This window comes from Defluviicoccus vanus (assembly GCF_014672695.1).
GTDB lineage: Bacteria > Pseudomonadota > Alphaproteobacteria > Rhodospirillales > Defluviicoccaceae > Defluviicoccus > Defluviicoccus vanus.
Genome location: NZ_CP053923.1, coordinates 3,080,695 through 3,099,182, shown reverse-complemented (window position 1 = coordinate 3,099,182; position 18,488 = coordinate 3,080,695). Strand labels below are relative to the sequence as shown.

Sequence of the window (18,488 nt, the reverse complement as noted above, 5' to 3'; positions counted from 1 at the left end):
TTATCTCTAGAGGCAGATGCTGTATTTTTCGAATCCGGCAATTATCTCAGGAGAATGTGTCGCCATTATCAATTGTGTTTTCGGACTGACCTCAATGGCCTTTGAGACAAAGTTTTCCTGCCACTTGAGATGAAGGGAGAGCTCTGGCTCATCAATAATAAAGACATTGCTCCTACTTCCATACTCATTAAAAAGAAGATGTGCAAATATAATCAGAAGCTGCCGCTCTCCAGATGAAAGAGCTTCAATGGGGACAATAGCGTTGTCCTCCCTCACAATAGAAAGTTGTCCGACGGTATCGACCTGTATCGACTTCTTAGTATCGCCGTAAAAACCTTTTAGTGTTTCCAGAAAGGTATTTATTGGGGCGTATATGCGCGCGACTTCTAATCGGTTGTCATCAATAATTTTAATAAGTGCGGAAAGACGGTCTATCTGGGACCTGTTTATTAGCCATTCAATATTGAATCCTCGCGCTTGACCTTTTCCTGACATTGAAGCAAAGAGGGTATTTAGCTTTGTGAAAAATTCGTCCAGCTCTTTTGTTACTCTTTCTCCGGATAATCCTATGTTTCGAAGAGCGGCCTGCAGTTCTCCTTTGCGCTGAAGCATTTTGCTGCGCTCTCCCCAGTCTGGCGGAGCCGGATCTTGTCCGTCGCGAGGTAGATCGAACTCGACGTAACGAAACGTAGATATAAGAATACTTTCCCGAAGGCGCTCTGAGACCTTGTCTTCCGATCTTCTAAGCCGACGATATGCTTCCTGAATGAGAGCTTGGGACTCCATCAGGCCGGCCGCGAGTGAACCCTGGACGATGCGTTTCCCGCGCAGACCCTGACGAGTTTTAAGAGCCGTCGTTCCGCTCTGAATATAATAACGATATTGAGAATGGTCTGAATAACCTTTATATGTGCGATCAAGGCCAAGGAATAATGGAGCATTGATGTTGGATATAAACTGGAACACTTCATGGTTGACATTCTTTAGTTGAAACTCTTCGAATAAGTCGGGGTTGTTGTCCGAGCGATCTATAATGTATTCCAGTTCATCGGCATCAATTGTAGGAAATGATAGCTCTGTTCGAGTGTGCGAAGTTCCTATAGAGACAGCGTCATGAGATTTCGTGCAATACACTTTGCATGTTGTGTCGCCCTCTTCATAAATTATGGAAACCTCGGCAAATGGCAAAATAATAAGTTCACGAAGGGATGGTGTTAGCAAAGCTTGAATCAGTCGAAGTACAGTTGTTTTCCCACTCCCGTTAACACCCACGATAAAGGAAACATTNTCTAAAAAGGTGAAATCGAACTCAAGGTAGCCGTACACCTTCTTTGCCTTAAATGCTGTGAGCCTCATGGTTTCATGCCCGTTCCAGGATGGAGATCTGTGCTCGGTTCTATAAAACAACATCTTTTAGTGGCGACAGATTGTATCGGAGAAAGCCTTTCGCGCTATTTTTTGCAGTTGCGGGGTGGCGAACACCTGCATCGGCATTATTGCTCTTAGTATACCATGTGGAGCAGGCCCCACGACCGACGAGATAGGTTTTCGCCCAGTGAGTGCGGTTCGACAGCAGGGTCTGCTTGCCGCTCGGCAACAGCTCCTGCAGTTCATCCGGCGTGAGCTGGAAGTCCCTCGCGATCGCCTCCGTGCAGTGCCGGATATCCGTCTCGCCCGCTGCGGCGAGACGAAGCACGGGAAGCATCAGCGTCTGGTAGTCGGGGATCGCCACGGACCGCCCACCCTCGGTCGCTCAAGTCTCCCCATCCGATAGCAGCGTAACCCGCGTGAGCCAATCGGAAAATGCGGCGAATGTGGGGCGGATCGTGGTCGGCCTTGTCTCCCGGCCGCGGTCGCGGGATGGCGGGTCGCGGCCCGCCCTACCGGCGTGCTGATGCGGTCAGACGGTGCTATCTTCCCCTCATGGAAGAGCGGACGACCACCATCCTCGAACACCTTCGCTGCCCTCCTGCGCATCGCCCAGATCGAGGCGGGGGTGCGACGGGCGCACTTTGCCCGCGTCGACCTGTCGCATCTCTGCAGCGAAGTGGTCGAGGCCTATGTGGCGGTCGCCGAGGACGTGGGGCAGACCATCGCCGCCAGGGTGGAGCCCGGCATTGCTGTGTCCGGCGACGGCAACCTCCTGACGCAAATGCTCGTCAATCTGGTCGAGAATGCCATCCGCCATACGCCGACCGGTTCCTCCATCTCCCTGAGGCTGGCGATGGTGGCAGAGGGTCCGCGGTTGACGGTGACCGACACCGGGCCCGGCATCCCCGAGACGGAGCGCGAGAAGGTTTTCCGCCGCTTCTACCGGCTTGAGAACAGCCGCACCTCGTCCGGTAGCGGTCTCGGTCTGACCTTGGTTGCGGCCGTTGCCGAGCTCCACGCTGCAACGGTGGCTCTCGCTGACAACGCCCCCGGCCTCTGCGTTATGGTTGCCTTTCCAAAGTGACCTGCGACTGGTTTGTCATCCAGCGACGATTAGAGTCTCGGCGTGTTTTGCACGGGATTGCGCGGCCGTGGTGAGGCGTAAGCGGAGCTCTGACCCCACGTTGCGGCCGGTGATTGCTCGCGGATGATGGCGGCTCCCAGGACGGAGGCGCCGCGTGGATCGTTTGCCAAGTAAGGTGCCAATTAATTGGCAAAGCGCCCGTCAGGGCGAGGTACTGCCGTGGGGTGAGCGGCGGCGGCGGTGGAGCTGGGAGGAGAAGGCGCGGATCGTCGCCGAAAGTTTCGCCCCCGACGCCGTGGCGAGCGCGGTCGCCCGCCGGCACGGGCTGCACCGCAACCAGCTGTATGCCTGGCGGAAGGAGTTGCGCCAAGCGGCGGACGCGGCGACGGCGGACGCGGTACCGCTCGACTTCGTGCCGGTAGTGGTGAGCGAGGGGCGTTGTCCAGCCGGCAGTCCGGCGATCGAGATCGAGCTTGCCGGTGCTCGGGTGCGGGTGTCGCCGGGCGCCGATCCGGTGCTCCTGGCGGACGTGCTCCGGACGCTGAAGGCGCTCGGATGATCGTCCCGCCTTCAGGCGTCCGGGTGCTGGTGGCGACGCGGCCGGTCGACTTCCGCTGCGGCGCCGACCGACTCGCTTCGATCGTGCAGACGGCGCTGGGGCACGACCCCTTCTCCGGGACAATTTACGTCTTCCGTTGCAAACGATCGGACAGGCTGAAACTGCTCGTCTGGGACGGCAGCGGCTTGGTGATGGTGTGGAAACGGCTGGAGGCAGGCGTCTTTCGCTGGCCGCCGGTGACCGGGGGCGTGATGCGGCTGTCGGCGGCGCAGCTGGCGGCGCTGTTGGATGGCCTCGACTGGTCGCGGATGCACGCGCCGCGTCTCGGTCGACCGAAGAAGGCACAATAGGCTGTGCCGGCCTGCCGGGGAAGCCACAAGAACTCTGGTAAGCGTCTGGCATCGTGCTTAGAATCGCCGCTCATGACCGACCTCGACGCGATCCCCGACGATCCTTCCGCGCTGCGCGCCGCGCTGCTGGCGATGCGGGCCGAGCTCGCCGCCGAGCGGGCCCTGCGCCGCGGGCTGGAGGACCGGAACGAGCGGCTGCAGCACTTCATCCGCCAGCTGCAGCGGATGCAGTTCGGAAGGCGGTCGGAGGCGCTCGACCCCGACCAGCTGAACCTGGCGCTTGAAGACCTCGAGCAGGCGGTGGCGGAAGCCGACGCCGAGGCGGAGAAGGCCGATCCGCCGCGACGCGAGGCCCGCGCCCGCGAGCGGCGGCAGAACCGCGGCACCCTGCCCGGACATCTGCCGCGGATCGAGGTGGTGATCGAGCCGCCGACGACCATCTGCCCGTGCTGCTCCGGTGCGATGCACATCATCGGCGAGGACCGCTCCGAACGCCTCGACGTGATCCCGATGCGCTGGCAGGTGATCGTCACCCGCCGGCCGAAGTACGGCTGCCGCGCCTGCGGGAGTGCTGTGGTGCAGGCGCCGGCGCCGCCGCGGCTGATCGAGGGCGGCCTGCCCACCGAACGGCTGGTGGCGCACGTGCTGGTGGCGAAATATGCCGACCATGCGCCGCTCTACCGCCAGGCACAGATGCTCGCCCGGCAGGGTATCGCCCTCGACCGCTCGACGCTGGCCTCCTGGGTCGGCACCGCGGCGGCCGAGTTGAAGCCGCTGTGGCGGCTGCTGCGCGACGATCTGCTCGGCTCGGCGAAGCTGTTCGTCGACGAGACGCCGGCACCGGTGCTCGATCCCGGCCGCGGCCGGACGAAGACCGGCTGGTTCTGGGCGATCGCCCGCGACGACCGGCCGTGGGGCGGCGCCGATCCGCCGGCGGTGGTGTTCACCTACGCACCCGGCCGCGGCCACGCGCACGCGGCCACGCTGCTGAAGGACTTCCGCGGCATCCTGCAGACCGACGCCTATGCCGCCTACAAGGCGGTGGCCGGGGCTGCGGGCGACGAAGCGGCTGCCGGGTCCGCCGACGGCGGCGTCCTCCTCGCCCACTGCTGGGCACACTGCCGCCGGCGATTCTACGAGGTCGCACAGAAGCGGCCGGCGCCGATCGCCCATGAGGCGCTGCGGCGGATCGCCGCGCTGTACGAGATCGAGGCGGAGATTCGTGGCAGGCCCGCCTGCGAACGGCGAGCCGTCCGGCAGGCGCGGACGAAGCCGCTGCTGGACGCGATGCGGCCATGGCTCGAGCAATGCCGGGCGCAGCTGTCGAAGAAGTCGCCGCTGGGCGAGGCGATCGGCTACCCGCTGAACCAGTGGGAGGGGCTGACCCTCTTCCTCGACGACGGCCGGATCGAGATCGACTCGAACGTCATCGAGCGCTCAATGAGGCCGATTGCTCTCAATCGCAAGAACGCACTCTTCGCCGGCCATGACCTGGGAGCGGAAAACTGGGCGGTGCTGGCGTCATTGATCGAGACCTGCAAGTGGCACGCGGTCAACCCGGAAGCCTGGCTCGCCGACGTGCTCGCCCGCCTCGTCTCCGGCTGGCCGAACCGCCGCCTCGCCGAGCTCACCCCCTGGGCATGGAAGGCCGAGCAGGACGCCCTCCACCGCGCCGCCGCGTGACCCATTCCGCTGCGGCCGAGGTCAAGACCGAGCACTCTGGCAAGCGAAAAGCAGGTGCGGCCGGAGCTTCGCTTACGGTGAGGCTGGCAGACCAAGCGCTCTTCCATGTCCATGACCGAACACTCTCTCCACGGCATCAACCCGTCCCGCCCGAAAGCGGAAAGTGTTACCCCATGTGTCCGGTGCAAACCGTCACCCATGTCTCGAGCCGGTCACCGTATGTTACGAGAGATCGCCAGGGCTCGTTCCCAGAGTTCGTTCAATGCTGGGCAGGTGCACCACACTCGCGACGCCACGCGCGCCGCGACCTGTTTGCCGACATTAAAATCTGCCACAACCCTCAGCGGCGGCGCGCAGCTACTCGCGTGAGCGGATCATCTCGGCGCGAGCACGCTTGCGTAAGTTCACTGCCCGATACATCAACTGCGGATTCCAGGCCGTAATCGCCTGCTGCTCCTCCGCCAAAGCTTGGTTCAGCAGCGATATGACGTCGGTGTCGGCATAAATCGGCAGCGGGCTCCCGGTCAGCACCCCGATGGCATCCTTGGTTTCCGATGCGGCAATCTTGATCACCAGCTTCGTCAACGTCGGCTGGCTAGCGGCGCCGCGCAGCGCCAGCAAATCGAAGCGATCGCTATTGTTCATGTTGTCGAGGGCGTTCACCGTTCGCAACATTGCGGCGATCTGTTGCTGCTCCTCGGGCAAAAATTGAAAGGCGACGCCTTTGGCGGCTTCGGATCCGGCAAACGCTGCGTCCGAATAGAACGCCACCGCGTCCTCGATCGTGTTGACGATGTTATTGTGAAAGAAGGGCCCGGTGTCGGCGGCTTCAATCACCGAGGGGGTATTGAACCGATTATCGCCGGTGAACACGATGTTGAAGTCTTTGGCCGTGCCGCATATTGCCTTGCCGCTTGCGGTGGCCTGGGTAACGCGGCCGAAACCGCCATCACCCGGCACCTTGCCCGGATCGAGACAGGCGGGAATGCGTGGGTCCTTGTTCGCACCGACATCGAACAAGGTGCCATTGCCGTCCTGGTCATTGGCGCCAGCATTGCGGTGACAACTGGCGCAGCTCAGGTTTTCGCCGCCAGCGACGGTATGAAAGAGCATCTTGCCGTACTCGACATCCCAATCGCGGAAGACGATCTCGCCAGGGTTGTTGCTATACGGCTCGATATTGATCTCGCTTTGGCGGCCGAGGAAAAGCTGAAACTCCTGAAGCGCATTGAGTTCGGCTTCGGACGGCATGCGAAAGTCACATTGGTCGGGATTATAGGTGGCGGAGCCGCAGGCGCGCCTGGCAATCGTCCGGGTAAAATGTTGGCGGACGGCACCCATGGCAAAGGTACGCAGCGAGCCGGGACCGGGCGAGCCATCTCCCGACCAGCCTGTCATATGTGCGCTTGGGAAAGGTGTGGCCCCTGGCTTGATCGACTGCGACAGCCCATGCAGATGCGGGACGCTGCGCGATACAGCGGGTCTGCCGAAACCGTCGACATTGACCGAAATCAAGCCTTCCTGACGCAGGAGCTCCGGCCGCTCGAGACTGCGCAGCTTCGGATTATTCTCGGCGACGAACAACGGATCATCGGCCGGCAGCGTGCCGATGTACGCCGGGTCGATGGTAAAATTATGGGTGGGCGGGTGACAGGTGGCGCAGGTCCGGCCGTTACCGCCAAAGGTCTCCTGGGTAAACAACCGGAGCCCTTCGAACACCGCCGCGTCGTCACATGCCACTGCCGGCACAGCAATCAGCAGAAAAGCAGAAAAAAGAAAAAGCTTCCACCTACAGGCGATAAAGCCGCCCCGATTCCCACCATTGCTCGCCCCTACAATACCTACGTTTCTTATAACAACTATAGGTAGACAATATTCCGTCGCATGCTTGTTGTCTATAGCGAACGACTCGCAAGAACCGCCTTATTCCTCTCCGCTTCCACCACGAATGGCCACAAATACAGGAAGTTGCGCCTCTCGGCGAGATTATCTACTTCAGCGTGACCCTTGTCTGTCATCCGCATGACTCTTTACCCCCTTCCCGTCGCCCGGTCGCTTTTGACTGTCGCGAGGCACTTTAGCCTGCAAAAGCAGCACCCGATCACGTCGCCTGGGGTGGTGTCGCATCTGGGGGTAAGAGACTTGCCGCCGTCGATCCGACCGCTGTCTTGCTCCGCCGTCTTCACCCACCGCCGCAGCGTCTCCGGCGTGCAGCCGATCTTGGTGGCGATCGAGGCAATGGCGGCCCATCGCAAAGCGTTCTCGCCCTCGTGTTCGAGGACCATCCGCACCGCCCGGCCGCGCCCTTCCGGGGAAAACTTGTTCGTCGTCTTGCTCGTCATCGCTCCATACCCTCAAAAGTTGGAGCCTCCGAACAAACCGGAGCGGTTCAGGCGGCAATCGACATGATCGGGATACAGCTTCGATCAAAGCATGGTGCGGCTCGTCGTTACTCGGCCATACATGTTTCGCTGCGGCAGCCTTTGCTTTGTCACCGCGGTTGCAGGGGTCGATATGGCGACCTCAATCGCTTTTCGAGGCCTTGTCCTGATAGGCGAATGTGCTACGCAGCACCTCATCCACGTTGATCAGTTCGCCGATGGTGGCACCGGCGCGGATCTTGTCCTGAACGATGCCTTCGGTTGCAAGCAGCCGTTGTGCCTTGAGCAGGATGGCAGCAGCCTCGCCCGTCGGCACAATCACCACCCCATTGCCGTCGGCGACGACAATATCCCCTGGCGACACCGTCACTCCGGCGCATTGAATCGGCACATTGACGTCACCATAGCCGGCGATCGCGGCAACGTTCGGCACGATTCCCTTGCATATCACCGGGAAGCCCATCTTACGGATTTCTTCCACATCGCGGCAGGCGCCATCAATGACCGCGGCGACAACCCCACGGTTGAGCGCTGACATGGTCATGTTCTCGCCCCAGAAGGCCGTGTTGACCGATCCGTGCGAGTCGATGACCACTACATCCCCTGGCTGACTGATGTCGATGGCCTTGAACGCCGCGGCGAGATCCGACGCGAGCGTCCTCACCGTCACCGCCGTGCCGACAAAACGGATGCCCTTGAAGAGCGGCCGCATATCCGAGGTCATGGGTAAGCGAAGCTCCGGCCGCACCTGCTTTTCGCTTGCCAGAGTGCTCGGTCTTGACCTCGGCCGCAGCGGAATGGGTCACGCGGCGGCGCGGTGGAGGGCGTCCTGCTCGGCCTTCCATGCCCAGGGGGTGAGCTCGGCGAGGCGGCGGTTCGGCCAGCCGGAGACGAGGCGGGCGAGCACGTCGGCGAGCNCAGGCTTCCGGGTTGACCGCGTGCCACTTGCAGGTCTCGATCAATGACGCCAGCACCGCCCAGTTTTCCGCTCCCAGGTCATGGCCGGCGAAGAGTGCGTTCTTGCGATTGAGAGCAATCGGCCTCATTGAGCGCTCGATGACGTTCGAGTCGATCTCGATCCGGCCGTCGTCGAGGAAGAGGGTCAGCCCCTCCCACTGGTTCAGCGGGTAGCCGATCGCCTCGCCCAGCGGCGACTTCTTCGACAGCTGCGCCCGGCATTGCTCGAGCCATGGCCGCATCGCGTCCAGCAGCGGCTTCGTCCGCGCCTGCCGGACGGCTCGCCGTTCGCAGGCGGGCCTGCCACGAATCTCCGCCTCGATCTCGTACAGCGCGGCGATCCGCCGCAGCGCCTCATGGGCGATCGGCGCCGGCCGCTTCTGTGCGACCTCGTAGAATCGCCGGCGGCAGTGTGCCCAGCAGTGGGCGAGGAGGACGCCGCCGTCGGCGGACCCGGCAGCCGCTTCGTCGCCCGCAGCCCCGGCCACCGCCTTGTAGGCGGCATAGGCGTCGGTCTGCAGGATGCCGCGGAAGTCCTTCAGCAGCGTGGCCGCGTGCGCGTGGCCGCGGCCGGGTGCGTAGGTGAACACCACCGCCGGCGGATCGGCGCCGCCCCACGGCCGGTCGTCGCGGGCGATCGCCCAGAACCAGCCGGTCTTCGTCCGGCCGCGGCCGGGATCGAGCACCGGTGCCGGCGTCTCGTCGACGAACAGCTTCGCCGAGCCGAGCAGATCGTCGCGCAGCAGCCGCCACAGCGGCTTCAACTCGGCCGCCGCGGTGCCGACCCAGGAGGCCAGCGTCGAGCGGTCGAGGGCGATACCCTGCCGGGCGAGCATCTGTGCCTGGCGGTAGAGCGGCGCATGGTCGGCATATTTCGCCACCAGCACGTGCGCCACCAGCCGTTCGGTGGGCAGGCCGCCCTCGATCAGCCGCGGCGGCGCCGGCGCCTGCACCACAGCACTCCCGCAGGCGCGGCAGCCGTACTTCGGCCGGCGGGTGACGATCACCTGCCAGCGCATCGGGATCACGTCGAGGCGTTCGGAGCGGTCCTCGCCGATGATGTGCATCGCACCGGAGCAGCACGGGCAGATGGTCGTCGGCGGCTCGATCACCACCTCGATCCGCGGCAGATGTCCGGGCAGGGTGCCGCGGTTCTGCCGCCGCTCGCGGGCGCGGGCCTCGCGTCGCGGCGGATCGGCCTTCTCCGCCTCGGCGTCGGCTTCCGCCACCGCCTGCTCGAGGTCTTCAAGCGCCAGGTTCAGCTGGTCGGGGTCGAGCGCCTCCGACCGCCTTCCGAACTGCATCCGCTGCAGCTGGCGGATGAAGTGCTGCAGCCGCTCGTTCCGGTCCTCCAGCCCGCGGCGCAGGGCCCGCTCGGCGGCGAGCTCGGCCCGCATCGCCAGCAGCGCGGCGCGCAGCGCGGAAGGATCGTCGGGGATCGCGTCGAGGTCGGTCATGAGCGGCGATTCTAAGCACGATGCCAGACGCTTACCAGAGTTCTTGTGGCTTCCCCGGCAGGCCGGCACAGCCTATTGTGCCTTCTTCGGTCGACCGAGACGCGGCGCGTGCATCCGCGACCAGTCGAGGCCATCCAACAGCGCCGCCAGCTGCGCCGCCGACAGCCGCATCACGCCCCCGGTCACCGGCGGCCAGCGAAAGACGCCTGCCTCCAGCCGTTTCCACACCATCACCAAGCCGCTGCCGTCCCAGACGAGCAGTTTCAGCCTGTCCGATCGTTTGCAACGGAAGACGTAAATTGTCCCGGAGAAGGGGTCGTGCCCCAGCGCCGTCTGCACGATCGAAGCGAGTCGGTCGGCGCCGCAGCGGAAGTCGACCGGCCGCGTCGCCACCAGCACCCGGACGCCTGAAGGCGGGACGATCATCCGAGCGCCTTCAGCGTCCGGAGCACGTCCGCCAGGAGCACCGGATCGGCGCCCGGCGACACCCGCACCCGAGCACCGGCAAGCTCGATCTCGATCGCCGGACTGCCGGCTGGACAACGCCCCTCGCTCACCACTACCGGCACGAAGTCGAGCGGTACCGCGTCCGCCGTCGCCGCGTCCGCCGCTTGGCGCAACTCCTTCCGCCAGGCATACAGCTGGTTGCGGTGCAGCCCGTGCCGGCGGGCGACCGCGCTCGCCACGGCGTCGGGGGCGAAACTTTCGGCGACGATCCGCGCCTTCTCCTCCCAGCTCCACCGCCGCCGCCGCTCACCCCACGGCAGTACCTCGCCCTGACGGGCGCTTTGCCAATTAATTGGCACCTTACTTGGCAAACGATCCACGCGGCGCCTCCGTCCTGGGAGCCGCCATCATCCGCGAGCAATCACCGGCCGCAACGTGGGGTCAGAGCTCCGCTTACGGTCATGGCGTTAAAGCGTCCCATGCAGTCCGAGATTGCACAGGTGATGGAGTCATGGCGGAGCAACGCCCGGAACTGCTGCACGAGATCGGCCGGTGGTCTTGCAATCACTTCATTGATCACGGCTTCCTCCTGTATGCTTGGCGACAGACAGTAAGACGCCACCAGCGCCGCGCTACAGCGCTTGCTGCACGGTGATCGAGGCGATGCGGGCGCCGAGGCGGAAGCGTTCGGTCATGTCGGTGCCGGGGAGGTAGATGCCGGCTTCGCTACCCTCGCTGCCGCCGTCGACGCGCAGGACGAGGTTCAGCGGCTGATTGGCAAACAGGGCGTACTCCTGGCGATCGATCTCGCTGCGGCGAATACGGATCAGCGGGCCGTAGGCCTGTGCCACCTCGGCCAGCGGCGATTGCGGACTGACCCCGGCTGTGGTGCGATAGCTGGGCGCCAGCACCTCGATCGCCACGATCGCCGCATGCCAATCCACCGTCGGGCCAAGATCGCCAGCGTCGGCGAACAGCCGCATAAGAATGATGTCGTCCTCCGCCACCGCCACATACCCGTCCCCGACGGCGTCAACGCTTTCGCTCAAGATGAAGCCGGGTGTCGCCGCCCGCGCCGCATCGAGAGACATGCCAAGCTGCACCGTGCCGACGCCGGTGGTGGTGATCAGCCGCTCCGCTGCCCCCGCCATCGACGGGGCGATGCTGACCAGCAGTGCCAGCAGCACGCCGATGAACAAGGCGGCCCGGCCGCGCTGATCCAGCCACGCCAGCGCCCGGCACCGGGACGCATGGCACTGGGGTGAGTGGTTCCGGGGCAACCGGTTCCGGACAGTGGCGGGCAGAAGAACAGTGGTCACTGCGGTGAGCCGGCTAATGCAGCGTTTCGAGATAGGCGATGAGGTTGGCGCGCTCGCCCGGATCCTTGACGCCGAAGAATGCCATTTTGCTTGCCCTCACCACCGCTGACGGTTGCTCGAGAAATTTGTCGAGGGTAGCGGTATCCCAGGTCAGGCCCGAGTCCTTCATCGCCGGCGAGAAGCTGTAGCCTTCGACCGTGCCCGCCTTGCGCCCCACGACACCCCACAAGGTTGGCCCCATTCTTGACTTACCGGGCTCCACCGTGTGGCAGGCGGCGCACCTGCCGAATGCTTTCTTTCCGGCCTCGGCATCGGCAGCGACGGCGTGACCGACCGCGAGCATGGTCGAAAGAACGGTCGCGACGCTCAAGACGATGGCCGTTTTCATGGTTTAGCTCCGTGGTTCTCAAGGTCGAATACGCACGTGGACAGCAGCGTGAGCAGCGCCGCTAAGCGGAAGGCATCGCCCTTATGTGAAACACCGATGACGACCTTACTTTCCCTATCGCCGTTGCCGGCAGGGGTCAACTGACGACGAATGGGCACTTTCGGTAAGTTATTTTATTTAATTTATAGTCCATATCTCCGGCCGGCACGATCGCCTGCCGACCCGCGTGTGAATGCTGGTGGGCGCTGCATCGATCGGTTACTGACGACATCGACGGCCGTTGGCAGCGCTTATGCTCATTTGCGCATCAACAACTCAGCGGCGGCTCGGCCAATTATCTTGCCGCGCGTGGTAACAAATACCGGGTTCGCATCGTCGGACGTTATGGCGTCGACAGCCTCGGCCGGGCTCTTATATTCGTTGTCGCGTTCCCAATATTGCGGACGCAGAATCGACGGTTGTCGATGCCGTCTATTCTGTTGGCTGCACGACCAGTCTCCAGGCACTCTATGCCGAACGAAGAAACGATATATCTCATCTTATTTCACTCCAAATTCCTTAATCGAAATAGCTGCCACTGCATTGACCAACTCTCTGTTGAGACATGGCAGCAGGGTTCTGTTTTCATTCGTGGATCCAAGTTCGGCCGCTGTCGTCCGCGCAACTCGCAAAGGCCAATCTATGCCCCATGATTCTTCGGCACCATGATAACGGCAGCCTGCAAGTTGTCCCTTCAAACCATGGGCTCGCCCGGCCGTTCACTCACTGGACAGGCTTCACATGAGCTTGCTATAAGCGAGTCCATCGCTGCCGGCGACTTTGCGATCGTCGGCCTTCCTGATGCCCAGGTAGCTCAGTTGGTAGAGCAGCGGACTGAAAATCCGCGTGTCGGTGGTTCAAATCCGCCCCTGGGCACCATCGCCCCCACTCAATGCGATGATCCGCATGATCGCCGGTCGGTGCGAAGTCCTACTTCTGCTTGGCGATGATCTTGTCCTTGATCCCCGCATAGACGGCCGACGGGAGGATGCCCTTCTTGACGAGATCATCCTTTCCCTTATAGGGGCGACCGCCCATGATGGCTTTGGCACGTGCCGCGCCGATTCCTGAGAGCGTCTGCAGGTCGTCGGCGCTGGCGCTGTTGATATCGATGAGCGCCGCGGACGCTTCCGGTGCTGATGATGCCTCCGGTGCCTTGGGTGTGACCGTCGTTGGCGCCTTTGGTGCCGTGGTCGGCGCCGGCGACTTCGGCGCCGTGGTCGGCATCTGGGTTGCCTGAGCCAACAGTGTGTCATTCGGCGACAAGGCCCGAGCCATCGTGTTCGTCAGGGCAACCGCAAACACGAGAGTTGCGGCGATCGCCAACCGCTTGCACATCGTCAACCTCCTATCCGACGCGTCTCGCTGAGTCGGGCGCGCCTATTGTCCATGATCCTTGCATGGCCTACCGCACGCGGCAATTGATGGTGCGGTGGTCACAGGTCCACATGACAAAAAGCCCGCGCACGGCGGGCTAGTATGCATCGGTGCATCGTTAGAGCGTAACCCGGCGCTCGCAGCCGCTGTCAGCGACCGGGGGCGCCGCGAACCCGGGGAGCGGGGGCATCCGCGGATCGGCAAGCGCCATCGCCTTGAACAGCACCCCCATCCGTCCGGGATGAACCAGCCGGCGGACGCTGCCTTCAATGCTCTGTGCCCGCTCCGGTGCGGCGGCAACCAGCGTCCGGGCGCGAACATCGATGCCAAGCCGACCGAGGAACAGGCCTTGCGGCACTGGACCATAAACGCTGGCCCCGGCCGCCTCCGCCACCAGGCGCAAGGACGGAAAGTCCACGTGATGGCTTAGGTCCACCTGCCCAGGGTCCGCCAGGGGATCGACGATACGATGGCCGCGCACCGCCTGCAGCGTGTCGCCGAAGGAGGGTTTGGCATAGCCGTAGTCGATGAGCAGCGCGGCACCGCCGAACGCCTGCAGCCGGCGGGCGATGCGGTCGATCAGTGCGTCGGCCGCCGGACACTGCTCAACCACATCACCCTCGGCACAGTCGGTGAGCGACACCGGCAGCATCAGTGGCGTTGCCGCGCCGTCACGCCACTGGAATTGCTCCGTCGACGCATCGAAGCCAACGGTGCGCTCACACCACGCCTCGCCGCTGCGAACGAATTGCCGGATTGGCAACGCGTCGAAGAACTCATTGGCAAGAATGATGCTTGGCCCGGCGACGATGTCACTCACGTCGGTGTGCCAAGTGGGCGGATCCGTGAGACCGGCGCCGGCGAGCTGCTGGGACTGCTGCGCCCGCAAATCCGGATTGATCTCCACCAGATGCAGCGCCAGGGCCGCCAGCGCCTGCGGTCGGACCTGAGCGATGGCGCGCAGGGCGTCGGCTAGCAGGACGCCCCGCCCCGGCCCCAGTTCCACCAGCCGCAGCGGCTCGGGGCGCCCCATCGTTTCCCAGACCGTCACCGCCNNCACAGGCCGATCAGCTCGCCGAAGATCTGACTGATCTCCGGTGCGGTGATGAAATCGCCGCTGCGACCGATCGGCGCCCCCTGGCGGTAGTAGCCGAATTGCGGATGGCCAAGGGCTTCGGCCATGAACGTCTCGACGCTGATCGGTCCGGTGGCCTCGAGGCGGGCGCTTAACAGACGGGCAAGCGGTNGTCACTGGACGACTGTGACGCGAGCGNCGGTTGGCACTCCACCAGACGATCGCCGCGCCGATCAGGATCATCGGCAGCGACAATAGCTGACCCATGGTGAACGAGCCGACGATAAAGCCAAGGTTGGCATCGGGGGTGCGGAACAGTTCAGCGATCGAGCGCATGATGCCGTAGCCGATGAGAAAGACGCCGGATAGCACCCCGGGACGCTCCCGCACCGCTGGAAACCGCCACAGGATGTGGAGGATGAGAAACAGCAGCAGGCCCTCCAGCAGCGCCTCGTAGAGCTGGCTCGGGTGCCTGGGGAGGGGTCCGTAGCCGGGAAACACCATCGCCCAGTGAACATCGCTGGGCCGGCCAGCCAGCTCACCGTTGATGAAATTGGCGATCCGGCCAAAAAACAGCCCGAAGGGCGCGCTGCAGAAGAGGATGTCGGCGAACGCCGGCACCGCAATGCGCCTCGATCGGCAGTAGGCGACGCTGGCGACGATGACGCCCAACAGTCCGCCGTGAAAGGACATCCCNCCGTGCCAGACCATCAGCACTTCGAGCAAATGCTCGATGTAATAGCCCGGCCGATAGAACAGCACGTAGCCCAGCCGACCGCCAATGACGATGCCGAGCGTCACCCAAACGACCACGTCGTCCACGTCCTCCGGCCGCACCAGATGCGGCGAATGCCGCGCGAGCCATCGCCCATACCGCCAGCCAAGCAGGATGCCGGCGAGGTAGGCTAGTGCGTACCAGCGGATAGCGAAGGGGCCGATTTCCACCAACACAGGATCGATTGCCGGATAGGCGATGACGAATGTCATACCGTCCGCTGCCTTTCTGCCACACATGTCGGATTGCTGCGGGGCTTATAAGCGCCCGCGGCATGACTCACAACCCTCGAAAGGTTGCGCCTCTGCCGCCGCCTCCTATAATAAGAGTGTCGTCCATGTCTGCGCGGTAACGTGTGATCGACCCTGCTTTTTGGCCGCGCTGTTTGGGAACGCCAGCATGCAAACCAGGAACCGCCTGCTCGAGGACTTGGCAAAGGTCGCGAGTGGCGCAGCGTCGACCGTTGTCGGCATGAAGGAAGAGGTGGATGCGATCGTCCGCCAGCGCGTTGAGCGCCTTGCCGCCGAATTGAACTTGGTCACCCGGGAGGAATTCGAGGCAACCCGGGAGATGGTGGCCGAGGCCGTCGCTGCGATGGAACTCATGCAAGAGCGACTAGCCGCCCTGGAAGCGCGCCTTTCCCCCGAGGTTGAGACCCCGCCGATGGCGGAGCAGACGACTGACGGGCCAGCGGCGTGACGTGATTTGGGATCTTTCCTTCCCATCCACCGCCTATCCACAGGAGCCTGCGGTGATTCACAATCGTGACTTGCTACGCATCTTCGGTTCTGGCAGCCTAGATGTTGGGGAGAAGCGTGGTCGCGTCGCAAAAAGTTGGGGACACACCCAACACGCCGAAGCTGAACGGGGAAAGCGCTTGCCTGCATCTCATCGTCCCATCGTTCGAGGAGAGACGACAGATGACGCTGATGTCTGTGACTGAGGCTGAAGAAACCAGCCCACTTGACGTAATCGAGCAGATTGTTGCCGCCAATGATTGGCTGTTCGATCGCCCGAACGATCAGGAAATGGCAGTGCACGTCCCTGGGCGTTGGTGCGATTACAATTTTCTCTGTGCCTGGAATGACGTGGCCGACGCCATGCATTTTACCCTGGCGTTTGATACCCGCGTTCCGCGTGAACGGCGCGGTCCGGTGCATGAACTGCTTGCGTTGATCAACGACAAGGTGTGGATGGGTCACTTCGCCATTTGGGGTGAGGAAGGCCTGCTTGCCTACCGCCACGCATTGCCGCTGCGCGGCTGTCCGGGCCCGAGCCGTGGCCAGGTGGAAGACGTGCTGGAAAACGCCATCCATGATTGCGAGCGCTTCTATCCGGCGTTTCAGTACGTGATCTGGGGTGGCAAATCCCCCACTGATGCGCTTGCTGCGGCGATGATCGAAACAGTCGGCGAAGCCTGACCGTTCGCAAACAGGCAGCGGTGCATTCGAACCGTTCCGCTGCTGTCAGGCGCAGCCAATCGTGATCAAGACACTATCCACGACCGTAACGCCCCTCTTGTAGCCAGTTGCCGCTGCCATGCTGTCCACCGCGCGTATCGTTCTCGTCGGCTGCGGCCATATGGGCAATGCCCTGCTGACCGGTTGGCTGGCTGCCAGCGTCGCTGCCGACCGTGTCACCATCATCGAACCCGATACCAGCAAGGCTGCGGGTTTGGTGGCACTTGCGCCGATCACCGTTGTCCAACGCCCGGACGGGCTGTCTTTGGCAGACGTGGATGTGGTCGTGCTTGCGGTCAAGCCGCAGGTGCTCGACGAGGTGGCGCCGGCGTACCTACCCTTTGCCGCCGCTGGTGCCGTCCTGTTGTCGATCGCCGCCGGCCGTACGCTCGCGTCGCTCGCCGGCGCTCTTGGCGATGCTGCGGCGATCGTCCGCGCCATGCCCAACACGCCGGCCGCGGTCGGCCGCGGCATGACTGCCGCCTGTGCCACCGCCACGGTCTCGGCGGCGCAACGCGGCCTCGTCGACGCCCTGCTGTCGGCAGTAGGCGAGGTAGTCTGGCTCGATGACGAAAGCTTGATAGACGCGGTCACCGCTGTTTCCGGCAGCGGTCCCGCTTACGTGTTCTACTTGGCAGAATGCCTCGCCGAAGCAGGAGTCGCCGCGGGTTTGCCACCGTCGCTGGCGCGGCAGATGGCGCGGGCGACGATCACCGGCGCCGGCGAATTGATGTTTCGCGCCGCCGAACCGGCGGATGAACTGCGCCGCCGCGTCACCAGCCCCGGCGGAACAACCGCAGCGGCGCTCACCGCGCTGATGGCGCAGGACGGCCTGCAGCCGCTGTTGACAGAGGCGGTGCGGCGCGCCGCTGCACGGTCGCGCGAACTCTCCCACTGATCGACCGCGCACCATCCGCCGCCGGCAGCGGTGCCATCCTGCCCCCTCCCGCCTCGACATGTCTGGATCTATCATCCCCGGTACCAAACTACGGCACCCGGTCTGAGGATTCCTCTGCCACCAGCCACGCGTCGGCAACTGCAAGGATACCCAACTCGCGATGATGACACATTCGGTCACCGATCGGCTCATTGATGCAAGCCTGACCGTTGCCACGGCAAAGGGTTGGCGGTCACTGACGATGGCGGACATCGCCCGGGAGGCCGGCTTGCCACTGGCCGACGTCCGTAAGCATGTCCGCAGCAAGGCGGAGCTGATGACCGCCCTGTTAACCCGGGTGGACCAGCAAGTCCTCGAAGGTGCGGCGGCCGACGACAGCGAACCGGTGCGCGATCGCCTGTTCGATGTGTTGATGCGCCGGTTTGATGTACTGAAAGCGCACAAGGCGGCGGTAACGGCGCTGCTCCGTGACCTGCCGCGCGATCCGCTGCTGGCGCTGCCGCTGCTGCCTCAGTTTGCTTTGTCGATGCTGTGGATGCTGGAGGCGGCCGGGGTGTCGACGAGCGGCGTCGTTGGTGGCCTGCGCGCGCACGGTCTCGCTCTCATCTATTTGAACACGCTTAGGGTTTGGATCAGCGACGACAGTCCGGATCTGGCCCGCACCATGGCCGCACTGGACCGGACACTGACCCGGGTCGACGGGGCGATCCGCCGCCTGCCGTTCCTGGAACTGCCGGACACGGCCGCTCCCGCCTCCGGTCGGCGATGCGACGGATGCCGTCCAACCCACCTAGCCACGCTCATCTGAGCCAGAAACGGCGCGATTCGTCATTTTCATTGTGCGACTGCGGCATGGCTGCTTTGCGCC

The 18,488-nt window shown here is 63.5% G+C and carries 18 protein-coding genes, 1 tRNA gene and 3 pseudogenes; 9 read left to right on the top strand and 13 right to left on the bottom strand.

The genetic code is table 11. The annotated features are described in order from the left end of the window. Window positions 1–6: 6 nt before the first annotated feature. Both HQ394_RS14025 and HQ394_RS14020 read right to left on the bottom strand, forming a co-directional pair. Window positions 7–1,356, bottom strand: coding sequence for an AAA family ATPase (locus tag HQ394_RS14025; protein ID WP_456151440.1), 1,350 nt, complete (start codon window positions 1,354–1,356; stop codon window positions 7–9). A 40-nt stretch (window positions 1,357–1,396) separates the two neighbouring features. Beyond that, the gene (locus HQ394_RS14020) at window positions 1,397–1,732 is read right to left on the bottom strand and encodes a winged helix-turn-helix domain-containing protein (RefSeq protein ID WP_190260748.1); all 336 of its coding nucleotides are present in this window, start codon (window positions 1,730–1,732) and stop codon (window positions 1,397–1,399) included. 162 nt (window positions 1,733–1,894) lie between these two features. Here HQ394_RS14020 and HQ394_RS14015 point away from each other — a divergent pair, with 162 nt between their 5' ends. The 4 genes from HQ394_RS14015 to tnpC (HQ394_RS14000) all read left to right on the top strand — a co-directional run bounded on the left by HQ394_RS14015 (window position 1,895) and on the right by tnpC (HQ394_RS14000) (window position 5,047). Beyond that, window positions 1,895–2,455, top strand: coding sequence for a sensor histidine kinase (locus HQ394_RS14015; protein WP_223291592.1), 561 nt, complete (start codon window positions 1,895–1,897; stop codon window positions 2,453–2,455). Between the two features lie 175 nt (window positions 2,456–2,630). Next, entirely contained in the window at window positions 2,631–3,014 is a 384-nt protein-coding gene (gene tnpA, locus HQ394_RS14010) for an IS66-like element accessory protein TnpA (protein ID WP_190260387.1), read from the top strand. Next, window positions 3,011–3,364 carry an IS66 family insertion sequence element accessory protein TnpB gene (gene tnpB, locus HQ394_RS14005; RefSeq protein WP_190260124.1) on the top strand — a complete coding sequence of 118 codons (354 nt, stop codon included), beginning with the start codon at window positions 3,011–3,013 and terminating at the stop codon, window positions 3,362–3,364. Before tnpA (HQ394_RS14010) ends, tnpB (HQ394_RS14005) begins: the two co-directional genes overlap by 4 nt. 72 nt (window positions 3,365–3,436) lie before the next feature. Continuing rightward, entirely contained in the window at window positions 3,437–5,047 is a 1,611-nt protein-coding gene (gene tnpC / locus HQ394_RS14000; protein ID WP_190260746.1) for an IS66 family transposase, read from the top strand. A gap of 357 nt (window positions 5,048–5,404) precedes the next feature. Here the strand turns inward: tnpC (HQ394_RS14000) and HQ394_RS13995 are convergent, their stop codons facing one another. The 8 genes and pseudogenes from HQ394_RS13995 to HQ394_RS13960 form a co-directional block, all read right to left on the bottom strand. Next, entirely contained in the window at window positions 5,405–6,766 is a 1,362-nt protein-coding gene (locus tag HQ394_RS13995; protein ID WP_223291591.1) for a hypothetical protein, read from the bottom strand. Window positions 6,767–7,194: 428 nt separating this feature from the next. Next, window positions 7,195–7,389, bottom strand: a pseudogene (locus HQ394_RS20070) (transposase); the annotation flags it as partial. Window positions 7,390–7,570: 181 nt separating this feature from the next. Next, window positions 7,571–8,140 (bottom strand): RraA family protein, encoded by a 570-nt coding sequence (locus HQ394_RS13985; protein ID WP_223292106.1) that lies wholly within the window; start codon window positions 8,138–8,140, stop codon window positions 7,571–7,573. A gap of 90 nt (window positions 8,141–8,230) precedes the next feature. Then, a pseudogene (tnpC, locus tag HQ394_RS13980) lies at window positions 8,231–9,842 on the bottom strand (IS66 family transposase). A 72-nt stretch (window positions 9,843–9,914) separates the two neighbouring features. Further along, entirely contained in the window at window positions 9,915–10,268 is a 354-nt protein-coding gene (gene tnpB / locus HQ394_RS13975) for an IS66 family insertion sequence element accessory protein TnpB (RefSeq protein ID WP_190260124.1), read from the bottom strand. Beyond that, window positions 10,265–10,648: an IS66-like element accessory protein TnpA gene (tnpA, locus tag HQ394_RS13970; RefSeq protein ID WP_190260387.1), complete on the bottom strand. Its 384-nt coding sequence runs from the start codon at window positions 10,646–10,648 to the stop codon at window positions 10,265–10,267. The genes tnpB (HQ394_RS13975) and tnpA (HQ394_RS13970) overlap by 4 nt, the downstream gene beginning before the upstream one ends. Window positions 10,649–10,921: 273 nt before the next feature. Further along, window positions 10,922–11,608 carry a hypothetical protein gene (locus HQ394_RS13965; protein WP_223291590.1) on the bottom strand — a complete coding sequence of 229 codons (687 nt, stop codon included), beginning with the start codon at window positions 11,606–11,608 and terminating at the stop codon, window positions 10,922–10,924. 13 nt (window positions 11,609–11,621) lie between these two features. Further along, a complete protein-coding gene (locus HQ394_RS13960) occupies window positions 11,622–11,996 on the bottom strand; it encodes a c-type cytochrome (RefSeq protein ID WP_190260741.1) in 375 nt (124 codons plus the stop codon). Between the two features lie 842 nt (window positions 11,997–12,838). On the opposite strand from HQ394_RS13960, the gene HQ394_RS13955 reads away from it, so the two are divergent. Further along, a tRNA-Phe gene (locus HQ394_RS13955) sits at window positions 12,839–12,914 on the top strand. Between the two features lie 51 nt (window positions 12,915–12,965). Here HQ394_RS13955 and HQ394_RS13950 read toward each other — a convergent pair. The 3 genes and pseudogenes from HQ394_RS13950 to lgt form a co-directional block, all read right to left on the bottom strand. Beyond that, window positions 12,966–13,373, bottom strand: coding sequence for a ComEA family DNA-binding protein (locus HQ394_RS13950; RefSeq protein ID WP_223291589.1), 408 nt, complete (start codon window positions 13,371–13,373; stop codon window positions 12,966–12,968). Between the two features lie 157 nt (window positions 13,374–13,530). Next, a complete protein-coding gene (locus HQ394_RS13945; protein WP_317629041.1) occupies window positions 13,531–14,445 on the bottom strand; it encodes a class I SAM-dependent methyltransferase in 915 nt (304 codons plus the stop codon). Window positions 14,446–14,679: 234 nt separating this feature from the next. After that, window positions 14,680–15,474 (bottom strand): annotated as a pseudogene (gene lgt / locus HQ394_RS13940) (prolipoprotein diacylglyceryl transferase); the annotation flags it as partial. 187 nt (window positions 15,475–15,661) lie between these two features. Between lgt and HQ394_RS13935 the strand changes: the two are divergent. From HQ394_RS13935 to HQ394_RS13920, 4 genes are all read left to right on the top strand, one after another. Next, window positions 15,662–15,961, top strand: coding sequence for an accessory factor UbiK family protein (locus tag HQ394_RS13935; protein ID WP_190260740.1), 300 nt, complete (start codon window positions 15,662–15,664; stop codon window positions 15,959–15,961). Between the two features lie 221 nt (window positions 15,962–16,182). Then, window positions 16,183–16,683, top strand: coding sequence for a type III secretion system chaperone family protein (locus HQ394_RS13930; RefSeq protein ID WP_190260739.1), 501 nt, complete (start codon window positions 16,183–16,185; stop codon window positions 16,681–16,683). A 118-nt stretch (window positions 16,684–16,801) separates the two neighbouring features. Then, entirely contained in the window at window positions 16,802–17,620 is an 819-nt protein-coding gene (proC, locus tag HQ394_RS13925; protein ID WP_190260738.1) for a pyrroline-5-carboxylate reductase, read from the top strand. Between the two features lie 160 nt (window positions 17,621–17,780). Next, the gene (locus tag HQ394_RS13920) at window positions 17,781–18,428 is read left to right on the top strand and encodes a TetR/AcrR family transcriptional regulator (protein WP_190260737.1); all 648 of its coding nucleotides are present in this window, start codon (window positions 17,781–17,783) and stop codon (window positions 18,426–18,428) included. Window positions 18,429–18,488: the final 60 nt, after the last annotated feature.